Here is an 18,758-nt window from a genome sequence, read left to right as displayed (position 1 = left end):
AGGAGGCAACCAAATATGGCACCACGTCGCGGAGGCAAAAGACGCCGTAAAGTTTGTTACTTCACATCAAACAATATCATGCACATCGATTATAAAGATGTAGATTTGTTGAAAAAATTCGTGTCAGAACGTGGGAAAATTCTTCCACGTCGTGTGACAGGAACTAGTGCGAAGTACCAACGTAAGTTAACACGAGCTATTAAAGTATCTCGTATCATGGCTTTACTTCCATTCTCTTCTGAAGAGAGATAAGTATAAATTAGAAAGACCGGGAAACCGGTCTTTTTTTTGTAACTATTTATTCAAATTGTTTAAGAATGACTTTCCTCTACGAAAGAAGCCTTTATTGTAATTCTTCTAATGCTTTTCAAGGCTTACATAGACATTTCAATTTTTCTCTACAGTATGTCGAATTTTAGTTGTTGTAAACAATCTGTTACAATAAATAGATGATTACATTAAAGGAAGGTTCCTAAATGCAAAGAAATCAAACAAATTATTTAAAGTATGGATTTATAACGATTGCACTTTTCGCTATTTTTTTGGGAACGTCTTTTACCGTTCCAGTACTCGGGTTTTTAACTTTATTCATTGTGCCATTACCTCTTGCTTGGTACAGTGCAAAGTTTGAAAGAAAACATGCTGCATTTGTAACGACAATTGCAATTTTACTTTCTTTTATAATTGGTGGAGTTTCTGGATTAATTTTTGGATTATTAGTCCCTCCATTAGGTTTTATTATAGGAGACTTGATTCAAGCCAAAAAGTCAAAGCTTTATATGCTGATGACTACCGGCATCTTTTTACTTTTAATGTCGGCTGTACAATACATAATATCAAATTTATTTTTCAATATGAATGTTTTGAAGCAATTTATCACAACCCTTGAAGTATACTACGAACAACTGGGAAATATTATGTCTGTCGTAGGTCAAGTGCCGGAGGGGTATGATGAGTTAGTTGGACAAATAATATCGCTTATTGAATCTGTTATGCCTAGTTATATTATTGGACTGGTGTTCATCAGTGCTTGGCTATATTTAATCATTAACCTATCACTATTAAAAAAGTTGAAATTAGATGTGCCTAAGTTTTCTAAATTCATGGATTTTAGATTACCAAAAGCGGTGTTGTGGTATTATTTAATCGTATCCATTTTCTCGTTGATTGTTACATTTGAAGTAGGTACGTTTGGATATTTAGTATTTGTTAATGCGGCTTTAATATTACGTGCACTCTTGTTCTTACAAGGGGTTTCTTTCATACACTACTATTTTTATGTAAAAGGATTGTCCAAATGGTTAATGATACTTGCAACATGTTTTGCAGTTCCGCTGTACATGTTTACTATTATAGTAGGGGTATTAGACTTAGGATTTAATATAAGAGGATTTATAAAAGACAGATACAAAAAGTAAGGAGCTGATCTGGTGGCATCTTTTTTTAGGAAACGGCCAATTCGATATCCACTCATACTGTTCTTACTACTTAGTGGGGTTGCGACTTATTTATTACTGTCTACCAACACATTGATTGGATTGTTATTCGCTCTAATGGTAATTGGTGTATTTATCTATGCGTGGATTATTGAACAGCGTGTATATGAGGAGACAGAAAAACATATTGAAACTCTTTCCTATCGGATGAAAAAGGTAGGGGAAGAAGCCTTATTAGAAATGCCAATTGGGATACTACTCATAAATGAACACTACATCATTGAATGGGCAAATCCATACATGACGCAGCAGCTTCCATTCGATACGATTATTGGTGAGGAGCTTCTTTCTATATCAAAGGATTTTCAACAGCTTAAGAAACAAGAAGAATCAAAAGAAATGATCATCTCTTTAGATGATAAAAATTATAAAGTGTTTTATAAAGCCGAAGAAAAACTTCTGTATTTCTTTGATATAACGGAACAAGTAGAAATGGAATCGTTATATTATGGAGATCGAACAGTTATTGGCGTACTGTTTATAGATAATTACGATGAAATATCACAGGGTATGGACGATCAAACACGAGGAAGACTCAATAGCATCGTTACTTCTTGTGTAAACGATTGGGGAGCTAAATACGGTATTTATGTAAAACGGATTTCTTCGGATCGTTTTTTAGCTGTTTTTAATGAATCCATTTTAGTAGAATTAGAAAAAAGTAAATTCTCCATATTGGATGATATAAGAGAAACAACTTCTAAATTTGGCTTTTCCCTCACTTTAAGCGTAGGTGTTGGCGCAGGATCCACTTCCTTAGTTGAACTTGGTGAACTAGCTCAGTCTAGCTTAGATTTAGTATTAGGACGCGGTGGAGACCAAGTTGCCATCAAGCATACAAGTGGAAAAGTGAAGTTCTATGGTGGTAAAACAAACCCAGTAGAAAAACGGACTCGTGTAAGAGCTAGAGTTATCTCACATGCTCTGCGAGATTTAATACAGGATAGTGACCAAGTGTTTGTAATGGGGCATAGAATGCCTGATATGGATGCAATTGGTTCAGCTGTTGGGGTAAGAAAAATGGCTGGGATGAACAAAGTAGAAGGCTACGTTGTCTTGGACACTAATGAGTTAGACAATAGCGTGATTCGTTTAATGGATGAGATTAAGGAACAACCGGAGTTGTATAATCGTTTTATAAGCCCAGAAGAAGCAATAAGCAAAATTACAGATAAAACTTTATTGGTGGTAGTAGATACACACAAACCGAGCTTAGTTATTGATGAAAAGCTTCTTCAAAAGGCAGAGAAGATTGTTGTGATCGATCATCATCGACGTGGAGAAGAATTTATTTCAAATACGATGCTTGTTTATATGGAACCATACGCATCCTCTACATCAGAATTAGTAACTGAACTAATTGAGTATCAACCGAAAAATGAAAAGTTATCCATGTTAGAAGCAACATCTATGCTTGCTGGTATTATTGTAGATACGAAAAGCTTTACCCTACGTACAGGAGCAAGAACATTTGAAGCGGCATCCTATTTACGTACGCATGGTGCAGATACAATTCTCGTTCAACGAATGTTGAAGGAAGACATTGATACTTATATTGAACGCTCTAAAATAGTCCAAAATGTAGAGTTTTTTAGAGATGGCATTGCTATTGCTAACGGAATGGAAAACGTCTCTTATAGTCAGGTATTGCTTGCTCAAACAGCGGATATTTTGTTGACGATGAATAATGTGGCAGCTTCTTTCGTGATAGGGCGGAAAAGTGATTCCACGTTAGGGATCAGTGCCCGATCATTAGGTGATATCAATGTTCAAATTATTATGGAAAAACTAAATGGTGGAGGGCATTTAACTAATGCCGCCTGTCAGTTGGAAGATACCTCGATAGACGAAGCAATATCACTACTAAAAAATGCAATTACAGATACAATTGAAGGAGGAAATGAAGAATGAAAGTAGTATTCTTAAAAGACGTAAAAGGTAAAGGAAAAAAAGGCGAGATCAAAAATGTAGCAGATGGTTATGCTCATAACTTTTTACTAAAAAACAAATTAGCAGTAGAAGTAAATGCAGCTGCATTAAGTGCTCTTGAAGGGCAAAAGAAAAAATCTGAAAAAGAAGCGGCTCAAGAGTTAGCAGAAGCAAACAAATTAAAAGAAACATTAGAGCAATTAACAGTAGAGTTAAAAGCAAAGTCTGGAAATGACGGTCGACTTTTTGGTTCAATTACAACGAAACAAATTGCCTCTCAATTAGAGAAATCTCATGGTATTAAATTAGATAAACGCAAAATGGAATTAGATGACGCAATTCGAGCATTAGGATATACGAACGTCCCTGTGAAACTTCATCATGAAGTTATAGCGACATTAAAAGTTCTTGTTGCAGAAGAATCGTAAGGAGAGAGGTCAATGAGCGATCCAATGTTGGACCGTGTACCGCCGCATAACCAAGAAGCCGAACAATCTGTCATTGGGGCAATATTTTTAGAACCACAAGCATTAATTACCGCTGGAGAAATCTTGCTCGCTGAAGATTTTTATCGTGTAGCACATCAGAAGATATTCCAGACTATGCTTCATTTAAGTGATAAAGGTAAGGCAATAGATGTTGTAACCGTAACTGAAGAACTTTCTGCAAAAAAAGAGCTAGAAGATGTAGGGGGAATTTCATATATTAGTGAAATTGCCAATGCAGTTCCAACCGCCGCCAACATAGCATATTACGCCAAAATTGTAGAAGAAAAATCTATTTTACGTCGTTTAATACGTGTAGCTACTACCATAGTAGAAGATGGCTTTACTAGGGAAGATGAAGTAGAAGCATTATTAGCTGAAGCCGAAAGAAAAATGATGGAAGTCGCAAGCCGAAAAAATGCTGGTGATTTCGAGCATATTAAAGACGTTTTAGTGGAAACATACGATAATATAGAAAAACTTCATACACGAAAGGGCGATGTTACCGGTATACCGACAGGGTTTAGAGATTTAGACAGAATTACAGCTGGTTTCCAAAGAAATGATTTGATCATTGTTGCTGCCCGTCCTTCTGTAGGGAAAACAGCATTTGCTCTGAATGTTGCGCAAAATGTAGCGACTAAAACAGATGAAAACGTAGCAATTTTTAGTTTAGAGATGGGTGCGGAACAGTTAGTTATGCGTATGCTTTGTGCAGAGGGGAATATAGATGCACAGGTACTTCGTACAGGAGCACTTACAACCGAGGATTGGCGTAAGCTTACAATGGCGATGGGAAGTCTATCAAATGCAGGTATTTATATTGATGATACTCCGGGTATTCGGGTAAATGAAATCCGTGCTAAGTGTCGTCGATTAAAACAAGAGTCTGGTTTAGGGATGATTTTGATTGATTATTTACAGTTAATTCAAGGTAGTGGAGGCAGCCAAGCTAACCGACAACAAGAGGTTTCGGAAATTTCCAGGTCCTTAAAAGGATTAGCTCGTGAATTACAGGTCCCTGTAATTGCCTTGTCTCAGTTATCCCGTGGAGTTGAGCAACGTCAAGATAAGCGACCGATGATGTCTGATTTACGTGAATCTGGATCTATTGAGCAGGATGCAGATATTGTATCTTTCCTGTACCGTGAAGATTATTACGATAAAGAAACAGAAAATCAGAACATGATAGAGATTATTATTGCTAAACAACGTAATGGTCCAACTGGAACTGTTACACTTGCGTTTGTTAAAGAGTTTAACAAATTCGTTAACATCGACTGGAGTCAACACCAAGCAGCACCCCCAGCGTAATAAGAAAAGTGCAAGCGCCTATGTAGCCCTGACAAGCGATGGAAGGATTTCACGTAAAAGCGCTCTTTGCCTTTACTTGAAAGCCTGAAGCGACTCGAGGGGCTAGGCGCTGGAGCTAGACTAGAAAAGTGCAAGTGTTTAAGCTTTTTGGTAAGTACTCTTAAAAAATAGTTAATAATGGCAGAATTTGATGATAAAAACACGAACAATAAATGTAATAGTGCATTTTGTGTTCGTGTTTTTGCATTAAATCAGTTGACTAAGTGCATTTAGATTGGTACAATTACACTGTTTGAATCAGGACATATGAAATGTCTGACGGAGGTGCTGGCAAATGCCATCAGTAGTAGTAGTTGGAACACAATGGGGAGACGAAGGTAAAGGGAAAATCACAGACTTTCTATCCGAAAACTCAGAAGTAATTGCACGTTACCAAGGCGGTAATAATGCAGGTCATACAATTATTTTTGGAGGAGAAACGTACAAGCTTCACTTGATTCCATCAGGAATTTTCTATAAAGATAAAATTTCTGTTATAGGAAACGGAATGGTAGTAGATCCTAGAGCACTTGTGAAAGAACTAAAAGGATTGCATGAACGCGGAGTAACAACCGAAAACTTACGTATTTCTAATCGTGCACATGTTATTCTTCCATACCACTTAAAACAAGATGAAGTGGAAGAAGCTCGCAGAGGAGCAAATAAAATTGGTACGACAGGTAAAGGTATTGGACCGGCTTATATGGACAAAGCTGCACGTGTTGGAATCCGTATTGCTGACCTTCTGGACTATGAAGTGTTTAAAGAAAAATTAGAACTTAACTTACAAGAAAAGAATAGAATGTTTGAGAAGTTTTACGAAACAGAAGGATTTACTTCAGAGGAAATTTTAGAAGAATTCTATACCTATGGGCAAGAGATCGCCAAATATGTTACGGATACTTCAAAAGTATTAAATGACGCATTAGATGATGGTCGTCGTGTTTTATTTGAAGGTGCACAGGGAGTTATGTTGGATATCGATCAAGGTACCTATCCATTTGTAACTTCTTCAAATCCAGTAGCTGGTGGAGTAACAATTGGTGCGGGAGTAGGTCCAACAAAAATAAACCATGTAGTAGGTGTTTGTAAAGCATATACATCACGTGTAGGTGATGGTCCTTTCCCAACGGAGTTATTTGATGAAATAGGAAATCAAATCCGTGAAGTTGGTAAAGAATATGGGACAACTACAGGTAGACCACGTCGTATTGGTTGGTTTGACACAGTAGTAATTAGACATGCTCGACGCGTAAGTGGTTTAACTGATTTAACAGTTAACTCTATTGACGTATTGACTGGTTTAGATACAGTTAAATTATGTACTGCATATAAGTATAAAGGTGAATTAATTACAGAATATCCAGCTAATCTTCGTATTTTAAGTGAATGTGAACCAGTTTACGAAGAAATGCCTGGTTGGAGTGAAGATATTACTAACTGTAAATCTTTAGATGAACTTCCTGAAACAGCTCGTCATTACTTAGAGCGTATTTCTCAACTTACAGGAGTACAAATATCCATCTTCTCAGTTGGACCAGATCGTACCCAAACTAATATCATTACAAGTGTTTGGAAATAGTGAACACAAAAAACGTCAAGAAGCATAAGCTTTTTGACGTTTTTTTGTCTGTTAATGTAGAAATTTGAAAAAGTTTCACTATGTGAATCTTCTATTATGACAAATATAACAAAGATTTTTACTGCTTTATGTATAAAATATGAATAATTTGGAGAAAACTAATTTATAAAAATCGAATTATTAGGTAAAAACGATTATATATTTCCATAAATTGAAAAAATAATGTAATATATGGAACCAATACTACAGTTTCTTTACAACCGTCTAGAAAGCTACACATCTTCATTTCAAATATGTTAAATTAGAGAAGCATGAAAATGATTGAAGATTTTACAGATAGTTTGGAAGGGGCTTTATCATGTTTTTGAAAAGTAAGAATGAGGAACAAAAGGTATCAAAACTGGATGTTCTTTCAAACGGAAAGTCAAATATGGTGAAAAAAGCAGCCGTATCAGTTTTACTTATCTCAAGTATTTCGTTTAATATGGCTTTTGCAAAAGAAAGTGAAAGCAATACATTAAAAGAAATATACCATATATATACGGATGGTCAATATGTAGGGGCTATTTCGGATCAAACCAAAATACAATCAATGCTCGACAAAAAGATTGAAGAATCTAGCTCCCAGTTTAAAAACATGACTTTAACAGCTGGATCTAATTTATCGGTAGTACCAGAACAAGTATTTACTCCCAATACAAATGACGAGACTACACTTCAAAAGCTGGATGGCTTAATAGAAGTAGAGGCAAAAGCATTTGCATTATCGATCAATGACGAGATGGCAGTCTACGTCAAAGACTTAGAGGCTTACGATGAAGCTTTAAGAAAACTAAAGTTACATTTTGTTTCAGAAGAAGAGCTGAACACACTGGAAGCTAGAAATAATACTAGTGAATCTTTACCCAAGTTAAAAGAAAATGAAACTCGTATTGCTAATTTAATCTTAAAAGAAAAAGTATCAGGAGTTACAGTAGACACAGCTCCTAATCGGATTGTTTCACCAGATGATGCTGTGAAACTACTTTTAGAAGGAACATTAGAAAAAGAGTTATATACTGTGGCAGAAGGCGATGTTTTAGGAACTATTGCTAATAAGCATAATTTAACATCTGCAGAACTTATAGCACTTAATCCTGGTGTAACGGATTCTACCGTATTACAAATAGGTCAAGAGTTAAATGTAACAGTTCTAAAACCACTTATTAATATAGAAGTACAGTATGAGAAAAAAGCAGTAGAAGCCATAATACATACGAAAAAAGTAGAAGAAACAGAGGATATGTATAAAGGTGATACGAAGGTAAAACAAGAAGGTTCGGATGGTCAAAAAGAGGCAACTTACTTAATTCGCAAAGTGAATGGAGTACAAGTTGGTCAATCTATTGTAGAAGAAAAAATTCTTGTAGAACCAAAAGAGCACATTGTATTAAAAGGAACGAAAGTAATTCCTTCACGCGGCTCGGGAGTATTTGCTTGGCCAGCTGAAGGTGGATATATTTCTAGTAAAATGGGATATCGTTGGGGCCGCCAACATGAAGGTATCGATATCGCAAGACCAAGTGGTTTTACAATAAAAGCAGCAGATAATGGAATTGTAGTTGCGGCTGGTTGGGATGGTACATATGGCAACCGTGTAATCATCGATCATCAAAATGGGTACAAAACAACGTATGCACATCTTTCTTCTATTACAGCGGAAGTAGGGCAAGTAGTTCCAACAGGCACTAAAATTGGTGTAATGGGAAGTACTGGGCGTTCTACAGGAACACATCTACATTTCGAAGTGGAAAAAAATGGTGTTACAATTAATCCTTTAACTGTATTAAATAAATAATATATAGAGACAGTCGCAATATGGACTGTCTCTTTTTTATGAATTTCCTGGGAAATAATTTGTCAAAGTAAGTCGAACTATAGCACCACCGCTTCTTGAGAGATGCATGAAGCCTAAAACAATGTTAAAGTTAATATTATTATTGTTAAAAATAATTCAATTGAGTTAAATATAGAATACGAGAATAAGGGGGACTAAAAATGAGTAAGAAAATATTAGTTGTAGATGACGAAAAACCAATTGCAGACATACTGCAATTTAACTTAAAAAAAGAAGGGTATCAAGTAGCCTGTGCATATAATGGCGATGAGGCATTAAAGAAGGTAGAAGAGGATCAACCAGATTTAATGTTATTAGATATTATGCTTCCTAACAAAGATGGAATGGAAGTTTGTAGAGAAATTCGAAAAAAATATGATTTTCCTATTATCATGCTGACTGCAAAAGATTCAGAGATAGATAAAGTGCTGGGACTAGAGCTAGGTGCAGATGATTATGTTACAAAACCATTTAGTACTAGAGAATTAATCGCTCGAGTTAAAGCAAATATGCGTAGACACCAAACTATTCAAGAAGATGCAGAAGTGTTGACAAATGAAATAGTTATTGGTCCACTGACTATTCAACCAGATGCGTATCTGGTGTTAAAAAGGGAAGAAACAATAGAGCTAACGCATCGAGAATTTGAGCTTTTGCATTACTTGGCAAAACATATAGGACAAGTCATGACTCGTGAACATTTACTACAAACAGTATGGGGGTACGATTACTTTGGTGATGTCCGTACAGTAGATGTAACAATTCGACGATTACGTGAAAAAATTGAAGATAATCCAAGTCATCCAACATGGATAGTAACTAGAAGAGGTGTAGGATACTATTTACGAAGTCCTGAACAGGAGTAGAATTTAATGCAAAAGGTTGGATACTTTAAATCGATTCACGTAAAGATTGTGCTGATTTATGTATTACTTATTATTATTGCTATGCAAATTATAGGATTATATTTTGTTCGTGGCCTAGAGAAGACATTAAGGGAAAACTTTCAAGAATCAATAACCGATCGAGTTAGCTTAATAGAATATAGTGCACGGGAAGAAATGATAAAAATACGGAGCGAAGAAGACCAAACACCAGAACAAAGTTTATATTCTATTTTGGCTGGTCTCAATTCAATTGATATTAAAGAAGTACGCGTTATAGATGCTAGGTATCAGATTTTGGCAACCTCAGATTCAAACAACCAGTCGATTGTTGGCCAACGATCAATGGATGATCTAGTTCGTAAATCCATTACAGCAGAAGCTGCACAAGAAAATATATCGTTAGATAGAAAAAGTGATGTTAGAATTTGGGTTTTAGCTACACCTATTATTTCAAAGGGAGAAGTAATTGGAACATTATATATAGAATCTAATATTGAAAATGTGTTTGGACAGATGAATGAAATTAATCGAATACTTGCCGGAGGTACTGCAATGGCTTTAGTCATTACAGTTATATTAGGAATACTAATTGCCCAGACAATTACACGTCCAATTTCCGATATGAGACGACAAGCTCAAGCCATGGCAAAAGGTAACTTTTCCAGAAAAGTACGAGTATATGGAAGTGATGAAATTGGACAACTGGCAATTGCTTTTAATCATTTGACGAATAGACTGCAAGAATCTCAATCTACAACGGAAGCAGAACGAAGAAAGCTAGCCTCCGTTTTAACCAACATGACAGATGGGGTATTAGCAACTGACCGTAAAGGTAGAGTTATATTGATAAACGATCCTGCACTTAGATTATTGCGTATACCAAGGGAAATGGTATTAAATCGTCCGATTATATCTGTGCTTGGAATAGACTCCGAACACTCCTTTGAAGATTTAATACACTTAAAAGAAGCTCTTAACTTGGATTTAAGCTCCAATGAACGGCCATTTATCTTACGTGCCAATTTTTCGGTTATTCAAAAAGAAACTGGCTTCGTTAACGGTTTAATCGCAGTATTACACGATAATACCGAACAAGAAAAAGTGGATATAGAAAGAAGAGAATTTGTAGCGAATGTTTCCCATGAATTACGTACACCACTTACTACAATGAGTAGTTACTTGGAGGCGTTAGCTGATGGTGCTTGGAAAGACGAGGAAATAGCTCCCTCTTTCTTACAAGTAACTCAAACAGAGACCCATCGAATGATTCGACTTGTAAATGATCTTCTACAATTATCTAAAATGGATAGCAGAGACTATGATTTGAATCGAGAGATTGTTAATTTTAATCAGTTCTTCAACCGGATTATAGACAGATTTGAACTTTCCAAGTCTGATCATGTTACCTTTGTCCGCATGCTCTCAGATAAAGCCTATTATGTGGATATCGATACTGATAAGTTAACACAAGTAATCGATAATATTATCTCAAATGCGATTAAATATTCTCCAGATGGTGGGAATATACGTTTTGGGGTAGTTGTGACGGATTCCATTTTGAAAGTAATGATTTCTGATGATGGAATGGGGATTCCATCTGAAAATGTAGATCGAGTCTTTGATCGCTTTTACAGAGTAGATCGAGCAAGAGCAAGATCTATGGGTGGTACAGGGCTAGGTTTAGCAATTGCCCGGGAAATGATTGAAGCCCATGGTGGTAGAATATGGGCAGAAAGCGAAGAAGGCCAAGGAACGACCATTTTCTTCACATTGGATATTTTAACGGATGAGGTAGGTGAATGGGATTGAAATATATTGAGCAAGTAAAATCAGTTGTTTTAGTCTTACTTATTCTCCTCAGTTTTTCCTTAACTTTTGCTATATGGACATATTCACCGGTTATCCAGTCAAATGAAGGAACAACTGTAGATATAGCCATTGCTGAAAAAAAGGAAATGGAAGACATTATCAAACCGTATCGTATGATTGTTAGCCAAAAGGATGGGCTAAAAGGAACTTTTAACAGTCAACCAATCGAATCAGTGTTCATTAACATGAAAAAATGGGAAATTCAAAAGGTCGAGTTATCTAGTAATAAGTTAAGTACCGATCAAATAAATGAGTTTATAAAAACACCTAATCGTGCAAGTTTCTTTTTTGCAGCAGATGTCCCTGTTGAAGTTTTAGGCACTAGCTTAAATTTTACAGAACAGGTTTTTCCGGATGCTCATTTTAATCGTTTAATAATCGATTGGAATGTGGAAACCTCGGATAGTTTAAACATTTATTTTATAAGTACATCACAGCAGAAGATGTATACGGCAACTGCAGAAAAAGTAAATAATGCAGGGTTTACCAATCGTATTTTAAAGCATACAGAAACTATGCAAGTGTATAATGAAATAATTACAGACGATAAATTATCGGTATACGTTTCATCGACACCAGAAAATATCCTGAGTTATACTTATTCCATTAAAGACATTAATACCGATAAATTTAAAGATGCTCTATTTAATAATCCAAACCTAGTGAGAAGTAATCCTGTTAGTATGAATGAACAACAATTCACGGATGATAGTGCGTTAATGAAAGTGAATTTTAGTACTAGAAGTTTAAACTATGTTCATCCTGCTTCGGAGAATGAAAACCCAGCAAAGTCTGTAGATCTCATTCAAAATAGCTTAAATTTTGTCAATGAGCATAACGGATGGACAGATGACTACCGCTATTCCCGAATGAATACTGAAAATCGTCAAATTAATTATCAACTGTATTTTGCTGGCCTACCGGTTTTTGGTAGGGAGATATATGAAATCTCACTAAAGTGGGGAACTGATCGAGTGCATCAATATATGCGCCCTCTTTACACGCTTACTGCTGCTGTTCCTTTGAAAACAAGGGAAGTACAGCTAGCTTCAGGACAGTCAATTTATGATTTTCTATCTACTGCAACAGATACTGATACGAGTACTATTGATGATGTTGTAATTGGATATTATTTATCCCGAGATGAGACCGAGTCTCAGTTTAATCTGGAACCTTCTTGGTACTACGTGGAGAGTGGAAGCTGGATACGTATATCTCCCGAGTTATTAGGAGGTGCAAAATATGGATTGGAATAAAACAAAGACTATATTTATTATTGTATTTTCTATTTTAAACGTATTCTTACTTTCGCTATATATGAATCGGTATACTGAATCTCAACAAATTGACATTCCTAATGATACACCTATCTCGGAAAAGCTTTTTTTGGATAATATAAAAATTTTGGAGACAGATAAAGGGATCCATGAAGCTTCTTATGTTTCAGGCACCGTCCATAATTTTAAACTGGAAGAAATAGAAGGAATGGAAAATCAAACAGTCGAAATACATGACAGCGTCAAACTAGTCAGCACTCTTAATGAACCTATAAAAATAACCGATGAAAATACACTAGAAAAAATAGTACATGACCAAGTAATAAGAGGATCAGCCTATGGCCTTTGGGATATAGATGAAGAAAGTAAAACAGCTACGTTCTTTCAACAAGTTGATAAACGACTGGTTTACTATAATTCGAATGCAAGGCTGGTAGTTCATTGGAATGATAAAAACGAGCTTATTGGTTATGAACAGACTATACTAGACGACTTAGAGAATTATAATGTGTCGCAAAAATTGGTGCCGCATTTACAGGTGATTAAAATATTGTATGATAATATTCTTTTAAAACCAGACTCAACAATAAAAGAAATTGAACTTGGATACTCGACTTTGGCTCAGGTAACAGAGACACAAGTTTTTGCACCAACATGGCATATTGTTGTAGAACTAATAGATGGAAAAACTGAGGAACATTTTGTAAATGCAGTAGAAGGAAGAGTTATTAAGATACCAAAAGAGACGGAACAAACAGTAGTAGAATAAGGAGTTTTAACAATGAAGTTCAGTGTATTAGCAAGTGGTAGTAGCGGTAATGCTGTTTATGTGGAAAATGAAGAGCATTCCTTTTTAGTAGACGTAGGACTAAGTGGCAAAAAGATGGATGAGCTATTTCAGGAAATAGATCGTGATATTAAAAAGCTATCAGGGATTTTTATAACACATGAGCATAGTGATCATATTAAAGGATTAGGGGTCTTAGCTAGAAAGTATGGAGTTCCTATTTTTGCAAATGAAAAAACCTGGTCTGCAATGGATCCGCTTATCGGAAAAGTTCCACTAGACCAGCGGTTTCAATTTGATATGGAAACAGTAAAACAGTTTGGGTCCATTGATATCCAATCTTTTGCTGTATCTCATGATGCAGCAGACCCGATGTTTTACATTTTTCACGAAAACGACAGGAAGCTTGTTTTAATAACAGATACTGGTTACGTGAGCGATCGGATGAAAGGTCTTATTAAAGGGGCAGACTCCTTTGTCTTTGAAAGCAATCACGATGTTAGTATGCTGCAGATGGGTCGTTATCCTTGGTCAGTTAAGCGAAGAATATTAAGTGACGTGGGACATGTCTCCAATGAGGATGCTGCAGTTGCCATGAGTGAAGTAATTGATCTGAAAAATACGAATATCTACTTATCACATTTAAGCAAAGATAATAATATGAAGGACCTGGCTCGTATGAGTGTGGCACAAACACTTCAGTCCTGTGGTGTGATTGCAGGAGAATATGTGCATCTTCATGACACGGATGCAAATAAACCAACAGAGCTAGTGCATGTCTAAAAAATCGAAGTTCCAAATACTATGAATGAATAGTATTTGGAACTTTTATTTATTTTTCAAGTAATTTTCATCTTATTTTAATGTGGAATGGGTACATTGTTAATACAGGATTATTAGAAACAGAGAGGAAGAGAAAGATGGATACAAATAACCCGTATGGACCACAGCTACCTAATGAACAATCTCCAATAGAACCCGAAAAACGAGGAGGGAAAAAGCGAGGAGTTGCTGGCTATTTCTTTAGTGGACTAGCAGGTGTATTAGTTGGTGCATTACTTGTTTGGTTTTTAATACCTTCCGTGGTGACCAACCTGCCTTCAGACAGTGAAACAAAATCGAGTGAAACAATCAAACAAACCGAGCAGCTTTCAGTAGATGTCACGACAGATGTAACAGGTGCTGTAGAAAAAGCTTCTAGTGCGGTTGTAGGAATAACGAACATTCAATCCGTTACAAACTTCTGGAGTCAATCAGAAGCTACTCAGGATGCAGGCACAGGATCAGGTGTTATTTATAAGAAAGAAAATGGTAAAGCATATGTAATTACAAATTATCATGTTATTGAAGATGCAAAATCAGTGGAAGTAACATTGGCTGATGGATCTAAAGTAGAAGCAAGTATTGTAGGCGGAGATATTTGGTCAGATTTAGCGGTTCTGGCAATTGACGATGCCGGTGTAGAAGCGGTTATAGAATTTGGAGACTCAGAAGTATTAAAGCAAGGAGAAACTGTAATTGCTATCGGTAACCCATTAGGACTTGATTTTTATGGCTCCGTTACGACAGGTGTGGTATCAGGTAAAGATCGTGCGGTACCAGTTGATTTAAACGGAGATGGTTTAGAGGATTGGCAGTCAGAGGTCTTACAAACAGACGCAGCGATTAACCCTGGTAACAGTGGAGGAGCTTTGATCAATCTGGCAGGTCAGCTTATCGGTATTAACTCGATGAAGATATCTGAATCTACAATTGAAGGAATTGGTCTAGCTATTCCAGTCAATACGGCTATTCCAATCATTGAGGATTTAGAGCAAAATGGAAAAGTAAATCGTCCATCGATGGGAATCACCCTTATTGACTTGACGAATGTACCTGCATTTCATCAAAAAGAAACTTTAAAACTACCAGGGGAAGTTACAACTGGTGTAGTAGTTGACGAGGTAGTGGAAGGAACTCCAGCTGCATCAGCAGGGATGAAATCATATGATGTTATTGTAGAAATGGATGGAGAAAAAGTAGAGAATACGATTGAGTTACGAAAACACTTATACAATGAAAAGGAAACTGGAGACGAACTGAAAGTCAAAGTATACAGACAAGGAAAGTTAGTCGAATTAACACTCGTTTTAAAAGAATCATCTGAATTATAAACATGTGGATAACTTAATAATGTAAATGAAAGATTTACACAGCGAGTAGAGAAAGAAAGGCTTGTCTTTCCTACTCGTTTTTTGTTTGGTAAAATAAGTTGTGGATAACGATAGGTGTTTTGTGTATAACTATTAAAAGTATTCCGACAACGAAAGGAGAGATAGAAGTGAGAATATTCAGTTGCGAAAACCATATAAATCACGCTTTAGACATGTTTGTAGCGGAACAAAAAACATTTCCAATGCTAGAAGAGATTAAGAATGAAGAAAAGTTATCCACAGTTTGTTCATACTGTGAAAGCTCTGCATTATATATTGTGGCTAATGAAAATTGAAACACAATATGTAGATAAGTGCTGTGGATATGTGTATAAGTGATGTGCATAACTTGTTTGTAAACGAAATGTAAAGGTGGATAACCTGTGAATATACAAATTGTATCGGTGGGAAAATTAAAAGAAAAGTATTTAAAAATGGGGATAGAGGAATATACAAAGCGATTAGGTGCATATGCCAAAATCGATTTAGTGGAAGTACCAGATGAAAAAGCACCTGAAAATTTAAGTGAAGCCGATATGGAAATTGTTAAGAAAAAAGAAAGTGATCGAATTTTAGCTAAAATAGGATTGGACACATATGTAATTGCCTTAGCAATAGAAGGGAAAATGAAAAGTTCGGAGCAGCTAGCAAACGATATGGAGTCTCTCATGACTTATGGTAGAAGTAAAATCGCTTTTGTCATTGGCGGATCTCTTGGTTTACACGAAGATGTATTGAAACGTTCTGACGAAAAATTGTCCTTTAGTAAAATGACATTGCCACATCAGTTAATGAAGTTAGTGTTGGTAGAGCAGGTTTACCGAGCTTTTAGGATTCTGAAGGGTGAACCGTACCATAAGTAATCACATGGTTTGAATTTTTTATAGAAGTATCAAAGAACAGAACGATGTCTTTGATACTTCTTTCTTTAGGTGAAGAGCCCTTATTAACAGTTATTTCTTTAATGATATTATGTAAGAAATGTTTAAGTTTTTCTGGCTCTACAGTGGTTAATACTTTTGAAAAGCTAATTAAAGCATGATATATTCTGTCAAACGATATTTCTTTTACTGTTGGTTGTTCAAGCTGATAACTTATTTCAAATTTCTTAGATTCTAATTCAGATAATTCTTCTTCATAAGTAGTAATTTTGTTTTTAAGGATAGAGCCATCTATTTTGTCTCCCTCAAAGAGGCTTAGATATTTTTCAATGTTAGTTTGAACGTTTTTTATTTCACGCTCTAAATACTGTAATTGCTCTTTTAATGGCATTTTTAAATTGGCTACTTTGTTGTTTACCTTATTGGTGATATCTAATAAATATGATTTGTCAGAAGTTATCTTTTCAATTTGATTGAATACATATTGTTCAGCATAATCTGCCCGTATTAGGTTTGATTTGCAAACAACAGAGCCTTTATAGTGAGAGTTTCCACATTGATAGTAACGAAGATATTCATCACTATTTTTAGATTTCTTTGAATGGTGTCCAATCATACCTTGACCACATGAAGGGCATCTAAGTAAAGTGGTTAGTGGAAAATGACCAGTAAAAGTTTTAGCTGGTTTATGAGATTTACTTTTCATTATAGTTCGACTCGATTCCCATGTTTCGAGAGAGATTAAAGCCTCATGGTCACCTCTAACTAGAATAGGTTCTTCGTTTTTACCACTCCTTCGTTTATTTGTCCAATCAGTAGTTTTATTGAAACAAATATATCCTGCATAAGTTGGATTTAATAAGATAGTACGGATTGAAGTAATAGAAAAATCTTTTTTTCTTTTTGTTTTGAAACCTTCTTTATTTAATTGATGTGCGATAGCTTTGTAACCTTTTCCTGCTACATACCATTGAAATATACGTCTAACAATAATAGACTCATTTTCTACAATTATTAACCTTTTGTTCTCTGATTTATAGCCTAAGAGAGCTCCACCATTCCATTTTCCTTCTCGAGCACGTTGGTTCATTCCTAACTTTACATTTTCTACAATTTGATTTCTTTCTAATTCGGCAAAAGTACCCATCATTTGTAACATGGCTGTTCCAGTAGGAGTAGAACCATCTATAGCTTCACTAAGACTGAAAAAAACAATGTTATTATTCTTGAAAACCTCAATGATGTTTAAAAAATCTAATTGTTTTCTGGAAATGCGTGAGATTTTCCATACTAAAACTTTTTGAAACGAACCATTTGAGCAATCAGAAATTAAATTTTGTAAACCTAGTCTATCAGTAGATTTACCACTGATACCTTCATCTTTATAAATTTTAGAGATAGTATAGTTATTTTTATTGCAATGGTCTGTGAGTACTTTAATTTGTCCCTCTATTGAATAACCTTCCTCTGCTTGTTCTTCTGTTGAAACACGAACATATAATGCTACTTTCATTCTTCTCCCTCCCAATCAAAAGTTTTACTGTCGTCTAAATTCATTTCTTGAATTAATTGAATTAGCTTTTCTTTTTCATAAGCCGTTATAGAGAAGAAGTCATATTCAAATAATGAACAGAAGAAGTCAAAAGAATCCTTACTATGAGATAATTTGACAATATTAGTAATAACTTTTTCAGCTCTAGAGTAATCATTTTCTACCATAGAGTTAAAGATGGTTAATAGATTTTCATTCTTCTTTTTTAGCTTAGTAATTGCTTTTTCATCATCATAAAGCCAAGGATAATAATATTTAATATAGTCATCATTAGCTTCCTCTTTAGCTCTCTCATTACTCTCAGAGTTAATCTTGTTTTGTTTTAGCTCTTGTTCTTTACGTTGCTCTGAAACAATTCCAAATGAATATAAAAAATCCTCAATCTTATTTATAGGAAATGAAAGTTCCTTTAATAATTTTACGCAGGAATCGAAATCTGGGTTCTTAATTAGTCCCCTTTCTAATTGTGACACATAGGTTATAGCCTTCCCTATTTTTTCTGATAGCGGTTTAGAAGGGTAGCCTACTTGTCCCCTTATTTTCTTAAGTTCCTTGCCGAATTCAATGCCATTCATAATATTCCTCCTATTAG

General features: G+C 35.4%; 17 protein-coding genes. 15 read left to right on the top strand and 2 right to left on the bottom strand.

The window, feature by feature from the left end; genetic code table 11:
* Nucleotides 1–15: 15 nt before the first annotated feature.
* From rpsR to rlmH, 15 genes are all read left to right on the top strand, one after another.
* Nucleotides 16–252, top strand: coding sequence for a 30S ribosomal protein S18 (gene rpsR, locus MKY60_RS20965; RefSeq protein WP_090567348.1), 237 nt, complete (start codon nt 16–18; stop codon nt 250–252).
* A gap of 224 nt (nt 253–476) precedes the next feature.
* Complete coding sequence (locus MKY60_RS20960; protein ID WP_340931042.1) at nt 477–1,418, top strand: YybS family protein; 942 nt, start codon at nt 477–479, stop codon at nt 1,416–1,418.
* Nucleotides 1,419–1,430: 12 nt separating this feature from the next.
* The gene (locus MKY60_RS20955) at nt 1,431–3,407 is read left to right on the top strand and encodes a DHH family phosphoesterase (RefSeq protein ID WP_093495564.1); all 1,977 of its coding nucleotides are present in this window, start codon (nt 1,431–1,433) and stop codon (nt 3,405–3,407) included.
* Nucleotides 3,404–3,853: a 50S ribosomal protein L9 gene (gene rplI / locus MKY60_RS20950; RefSeq protein WP_090567356.1), complete on the top strand. Its 450-nt coding sequence runs from the start codon at nt 3,404–3,406 to the stop codon at nt 3,851–3,853. The genes MKY60_RS20955 and rplI overlap by 4 nt, the downstream gene beginning before the upstream one ends.
* 12 nt (nt 3,854–3,865) lie before the next feature.
* Nucleotides 3,866–5,224, top strand: a complete 1,359-nt coding sequence (gene dnaB, locus MKY60_RS20945; protein ID WP_093495563.1) for a replicative DNA helicase — start codon at nt 3,866–3,868, stop codon at nt 5,222–5,224.
* A gap of 334 nt (nt 5,225–5,558) precedes the next feature.
* A complete protein-coding gene (locus tag MKY60_RS20940; RefSeq protein ID WP_090567362.1) occupies nt 5,559–6,845 on the top strand; it encodes an adenylosuccinate synthase in 1,287 nt (428 codons plus the stop codon).
* A gap of 358 nt (nt 6,846–7,203) precedes the next feature.
* Nucleotides 7,204–8,682 carry a peptidoglycan DD-metalloendopeptidase family protein gene (locus MKY60_RS20935; protein WP_340931041.1) on the top strand — a complete coding sequence of 493 codons (1,479 nt, stop codon included), beginning with the start codon at nt 7,204–7,206 and terminating at the stop codon, nt 8,680–8,682.
* 200 nt (nt 8,683–8,882) lie between these two features.
* Complete coding sequence (gene yycF, locus MKY60_RS20930; RefSeq protein ID WP_090567368.1) at nt 8,883–9,587, top strand: response regulator YycF; 705 nt, start codon at nt 8,883–8,885, stop codon at nt 9,585–9,587.
* A 6-nt stretch (nt 9,588–9,593) separates the two neighbouring features.
* On the top strand, nt 9,594–11,417 hold the full coding sequence (walK, locus tag MKY60_RS20925; protein ID WP_093495561.1) for a cell wall metabolism sensor histidine kinase WalK: 1,824 nt from the start codon (nt 9,594–9,596) through the stop codon (nt 11,415–11,417).
* Nucleotides 11,408–12,733: a YycH family regulatory protein gene (locus MKY60_RS20920; RefSeq protein WP_340931040.1), complete on the top strand. Its 1,326-nt coding sequence runs from the start codon at nt 11,408–11,410 to the stop codon at nt 12,731–12,733. Before walK ends, MKY60_RS20920 begins: the two co-directional genes overlap by 10 nt.
* Nucleotides 12,720–13,523 (top strand): two-component system regulatory protein YycI, encoded by an 804-nt coding sequence (locus MKY60_RS20915; RefSeq protein WP_093495559.1) that lies wholly within the window; start codon nt 12,720–12,722, stop codon nt 13,521–13,523. Before MKY60_RS20920 ends, MKY60_RS20915 begins: the two co-directional genes overlap by 14 nt.
* Before the next feature lie 12 nt (nt 13,524–13,535).
* Nucleotides 13,536–14,324: an MBL fold metallo-hydrolase gene (locus MKY60_RS20910; RefSeq protein ID WP_269922025.1), complete on the top strand. Its 789-nt coding sequence runs from the start codon at nt 13,536–13,538 to the stop codon at nt 14,322–14,324.
* 137 nt (nt 14,325–14,461) lie between these two features.
* Entirely contained in the window at nt 14,462–15,694 is a 1,233-nt protein-coding gene (locus tag MKY60_RS20905) for a S1C family serine protease (RefSeq protein WP_340880749.1), read from the top strand.
* A 167-nt stretch (nt 15,695–15,861) separates the two neighbouring features.
* Nucleotides 15,862–16,029, top strand: coding sequence for a CxxH/CxxC protein (locus MKY60_RS20900; protein ID WP_090567385.1), 168 nt, complete (start codon nt 15,862–15,864; stop codon nt 16,027–16,029).
* A gap of 87 nt (nt 16,030–16,116) precedes the next feature.
* Nucleotides 16,117–16,596 carry a 23S rRNA (pseudouridine(1915)-N(3))-methyltransferase RlmH gene (gene rlmH, locus MKY60_RS20895; protein ID WP_340931039.1) on the top strand — a complete coding sequence of 160 codons (480 nt, stop codon included), beginning with the start codon at nt 16,117–16,119 and terminating at the stop codon, nt 16,594–16,596.
* Here rlmH and MKY60_RS20890 read toward each other — a convergent pair.
* Nucleotides 16,562–18,127: a recombinase family protein gene (locus MKY60_RS20890; RefSeq protein ID WP_340931038.1), complete on the bottom strand. Its 1,566-nt coding sequence runs from the start codon at nt 18,125–18,127 to the stop codon at nt 16,562–16,564. The two genes, rlmH and MKY60_RS20890, sit on opposite strands and share 35 nt — an antisense overlap.
* Nucleotides 18,124–18,741, bottom strand: coding sequence for a helix-turn-helix domain-containing protein (locus tag MKY60_RS20885; RefSeq protein WP_340931037.1), 618 nt, complete (start codon nt 18,739–18,741; stop codon nt 18,124–18,126). The genes MKY60_RS20890 and MKY60_RS20885 overlap by 4 nt, the downstream gene beginning before the upstream one ends.
* Between the last annotated feature and the right edge of the window lie 17 nt (nt 18,742–18,758).

It is taken from the genome of Psychrobacillus sp. FSL K6-1415 (assembly GCF_038003185.1).
Taxonomy (GTDB): Bacteria; Bacillota; Bacilli; order Bacillales_A; family Planococcaceae; genus Psychrobacillus; species Psychrobacillus psychrodurans.
The sequence above is the reverse complement of the archived record's forward strand: the minus strand, read 5'-3'. Positions and strand labels throughout refer to the sequence as shown.

Bases quoted from the DNA above. Each gene is read 5' to 3' on its own strand.
- rpsR (WP_090567348.1), top strand. From the start codon at position 16: ATGGCACCACGTCGCGGAGGCAAAAGACGCCGTAAAGTTTGTTACTTC.
- MKY60_RS20960 (WP_340931042.1), top strand. From the start codon at position 477: ATGCAAAGAAATCAAACAAATTATTTAAAGTATGGATTTATAACGATT.
- rplI (WP_090567356.1), top strand. From the start codon at position 3,404: ATGAAAGTAGTATTCTTAAAAGACGTAAAAGGTAAAGGAAAAAAAGGC.
- dnaB (WP_093495563.1), top strand. From the start codon at position 3,866: ATGAGCGATCCAATGTTGGACCGTGTACCGCCGCATAACCAAGAAGCC.
- MKY60_RS20940 (WP_090567362.1), top strand. From the start codon at position 5,559: ATGCCATCAGTAGTAGTAGTTGGAACACAATGGGGAGACGAAGGTAAA.
- MKY60_RS20935 (WP_340931041.1), top strand. From the start codon at position 7,204: ATGTTTTTGAAAAGTAAGAATGAGGAACAAAAGGTATCAAAACTGGAT.
- yycF (WP_090567368.1), top strand. From the start codon at position 8,883: ATGAGTAAGAAAATATTAGTTGTAGATGACGAAAAACCAATTGCAGAC.
- walK (WP_093495561.1), top strand. From the start codon at position 9,594: ATGCAAAAGGTTGGATACTTTAAATCGATTCACGTAAAGATTGTGCTG.
- MKY60_RS20920 (WP_340931040.1), top strand. From the start codon at position 11,408: ATGGGATTGAAATATATTGAGCAAGTAAAATCAGTTGTTTTAGTCTTA.
- MKY60_RS20915 (WP_093495559.1), top strand. From the start codon at position 12,720: ATGGATTGGAATAAAACAAAGACTATATTTATTATTGTATTTTCTATT.
- MKY60_RS20910 (WP_269922025.1), top strand. From the start codon at position 13,536: ATGAAGTTCAGTGTATTAGCAAGTGGTAGTAGCGGTAATGCTGTTTAT.
- MKY60_RS20905 (WP_340880749.1), top strand. From the start codon at position 14,462: ATGGATACAAATAACCCGTATGGACCACAGCTACCTAATGAACAATCT.
- MKY60_RS20890 (WP_340931038.1), bottom strand. From the start codon at position 18,127: ATGAAAGTAGCATTATATGTTCGTGTTTCAACAGAAGAACAAGCAGAG.
- MKY60_RS20885 (WP_340931037.1), bottom strand. From the start codon at position 18,741: ATGAATGGCATTGAATTCGGCAAGGAACTTAAGAAAATAAGGGGACAA.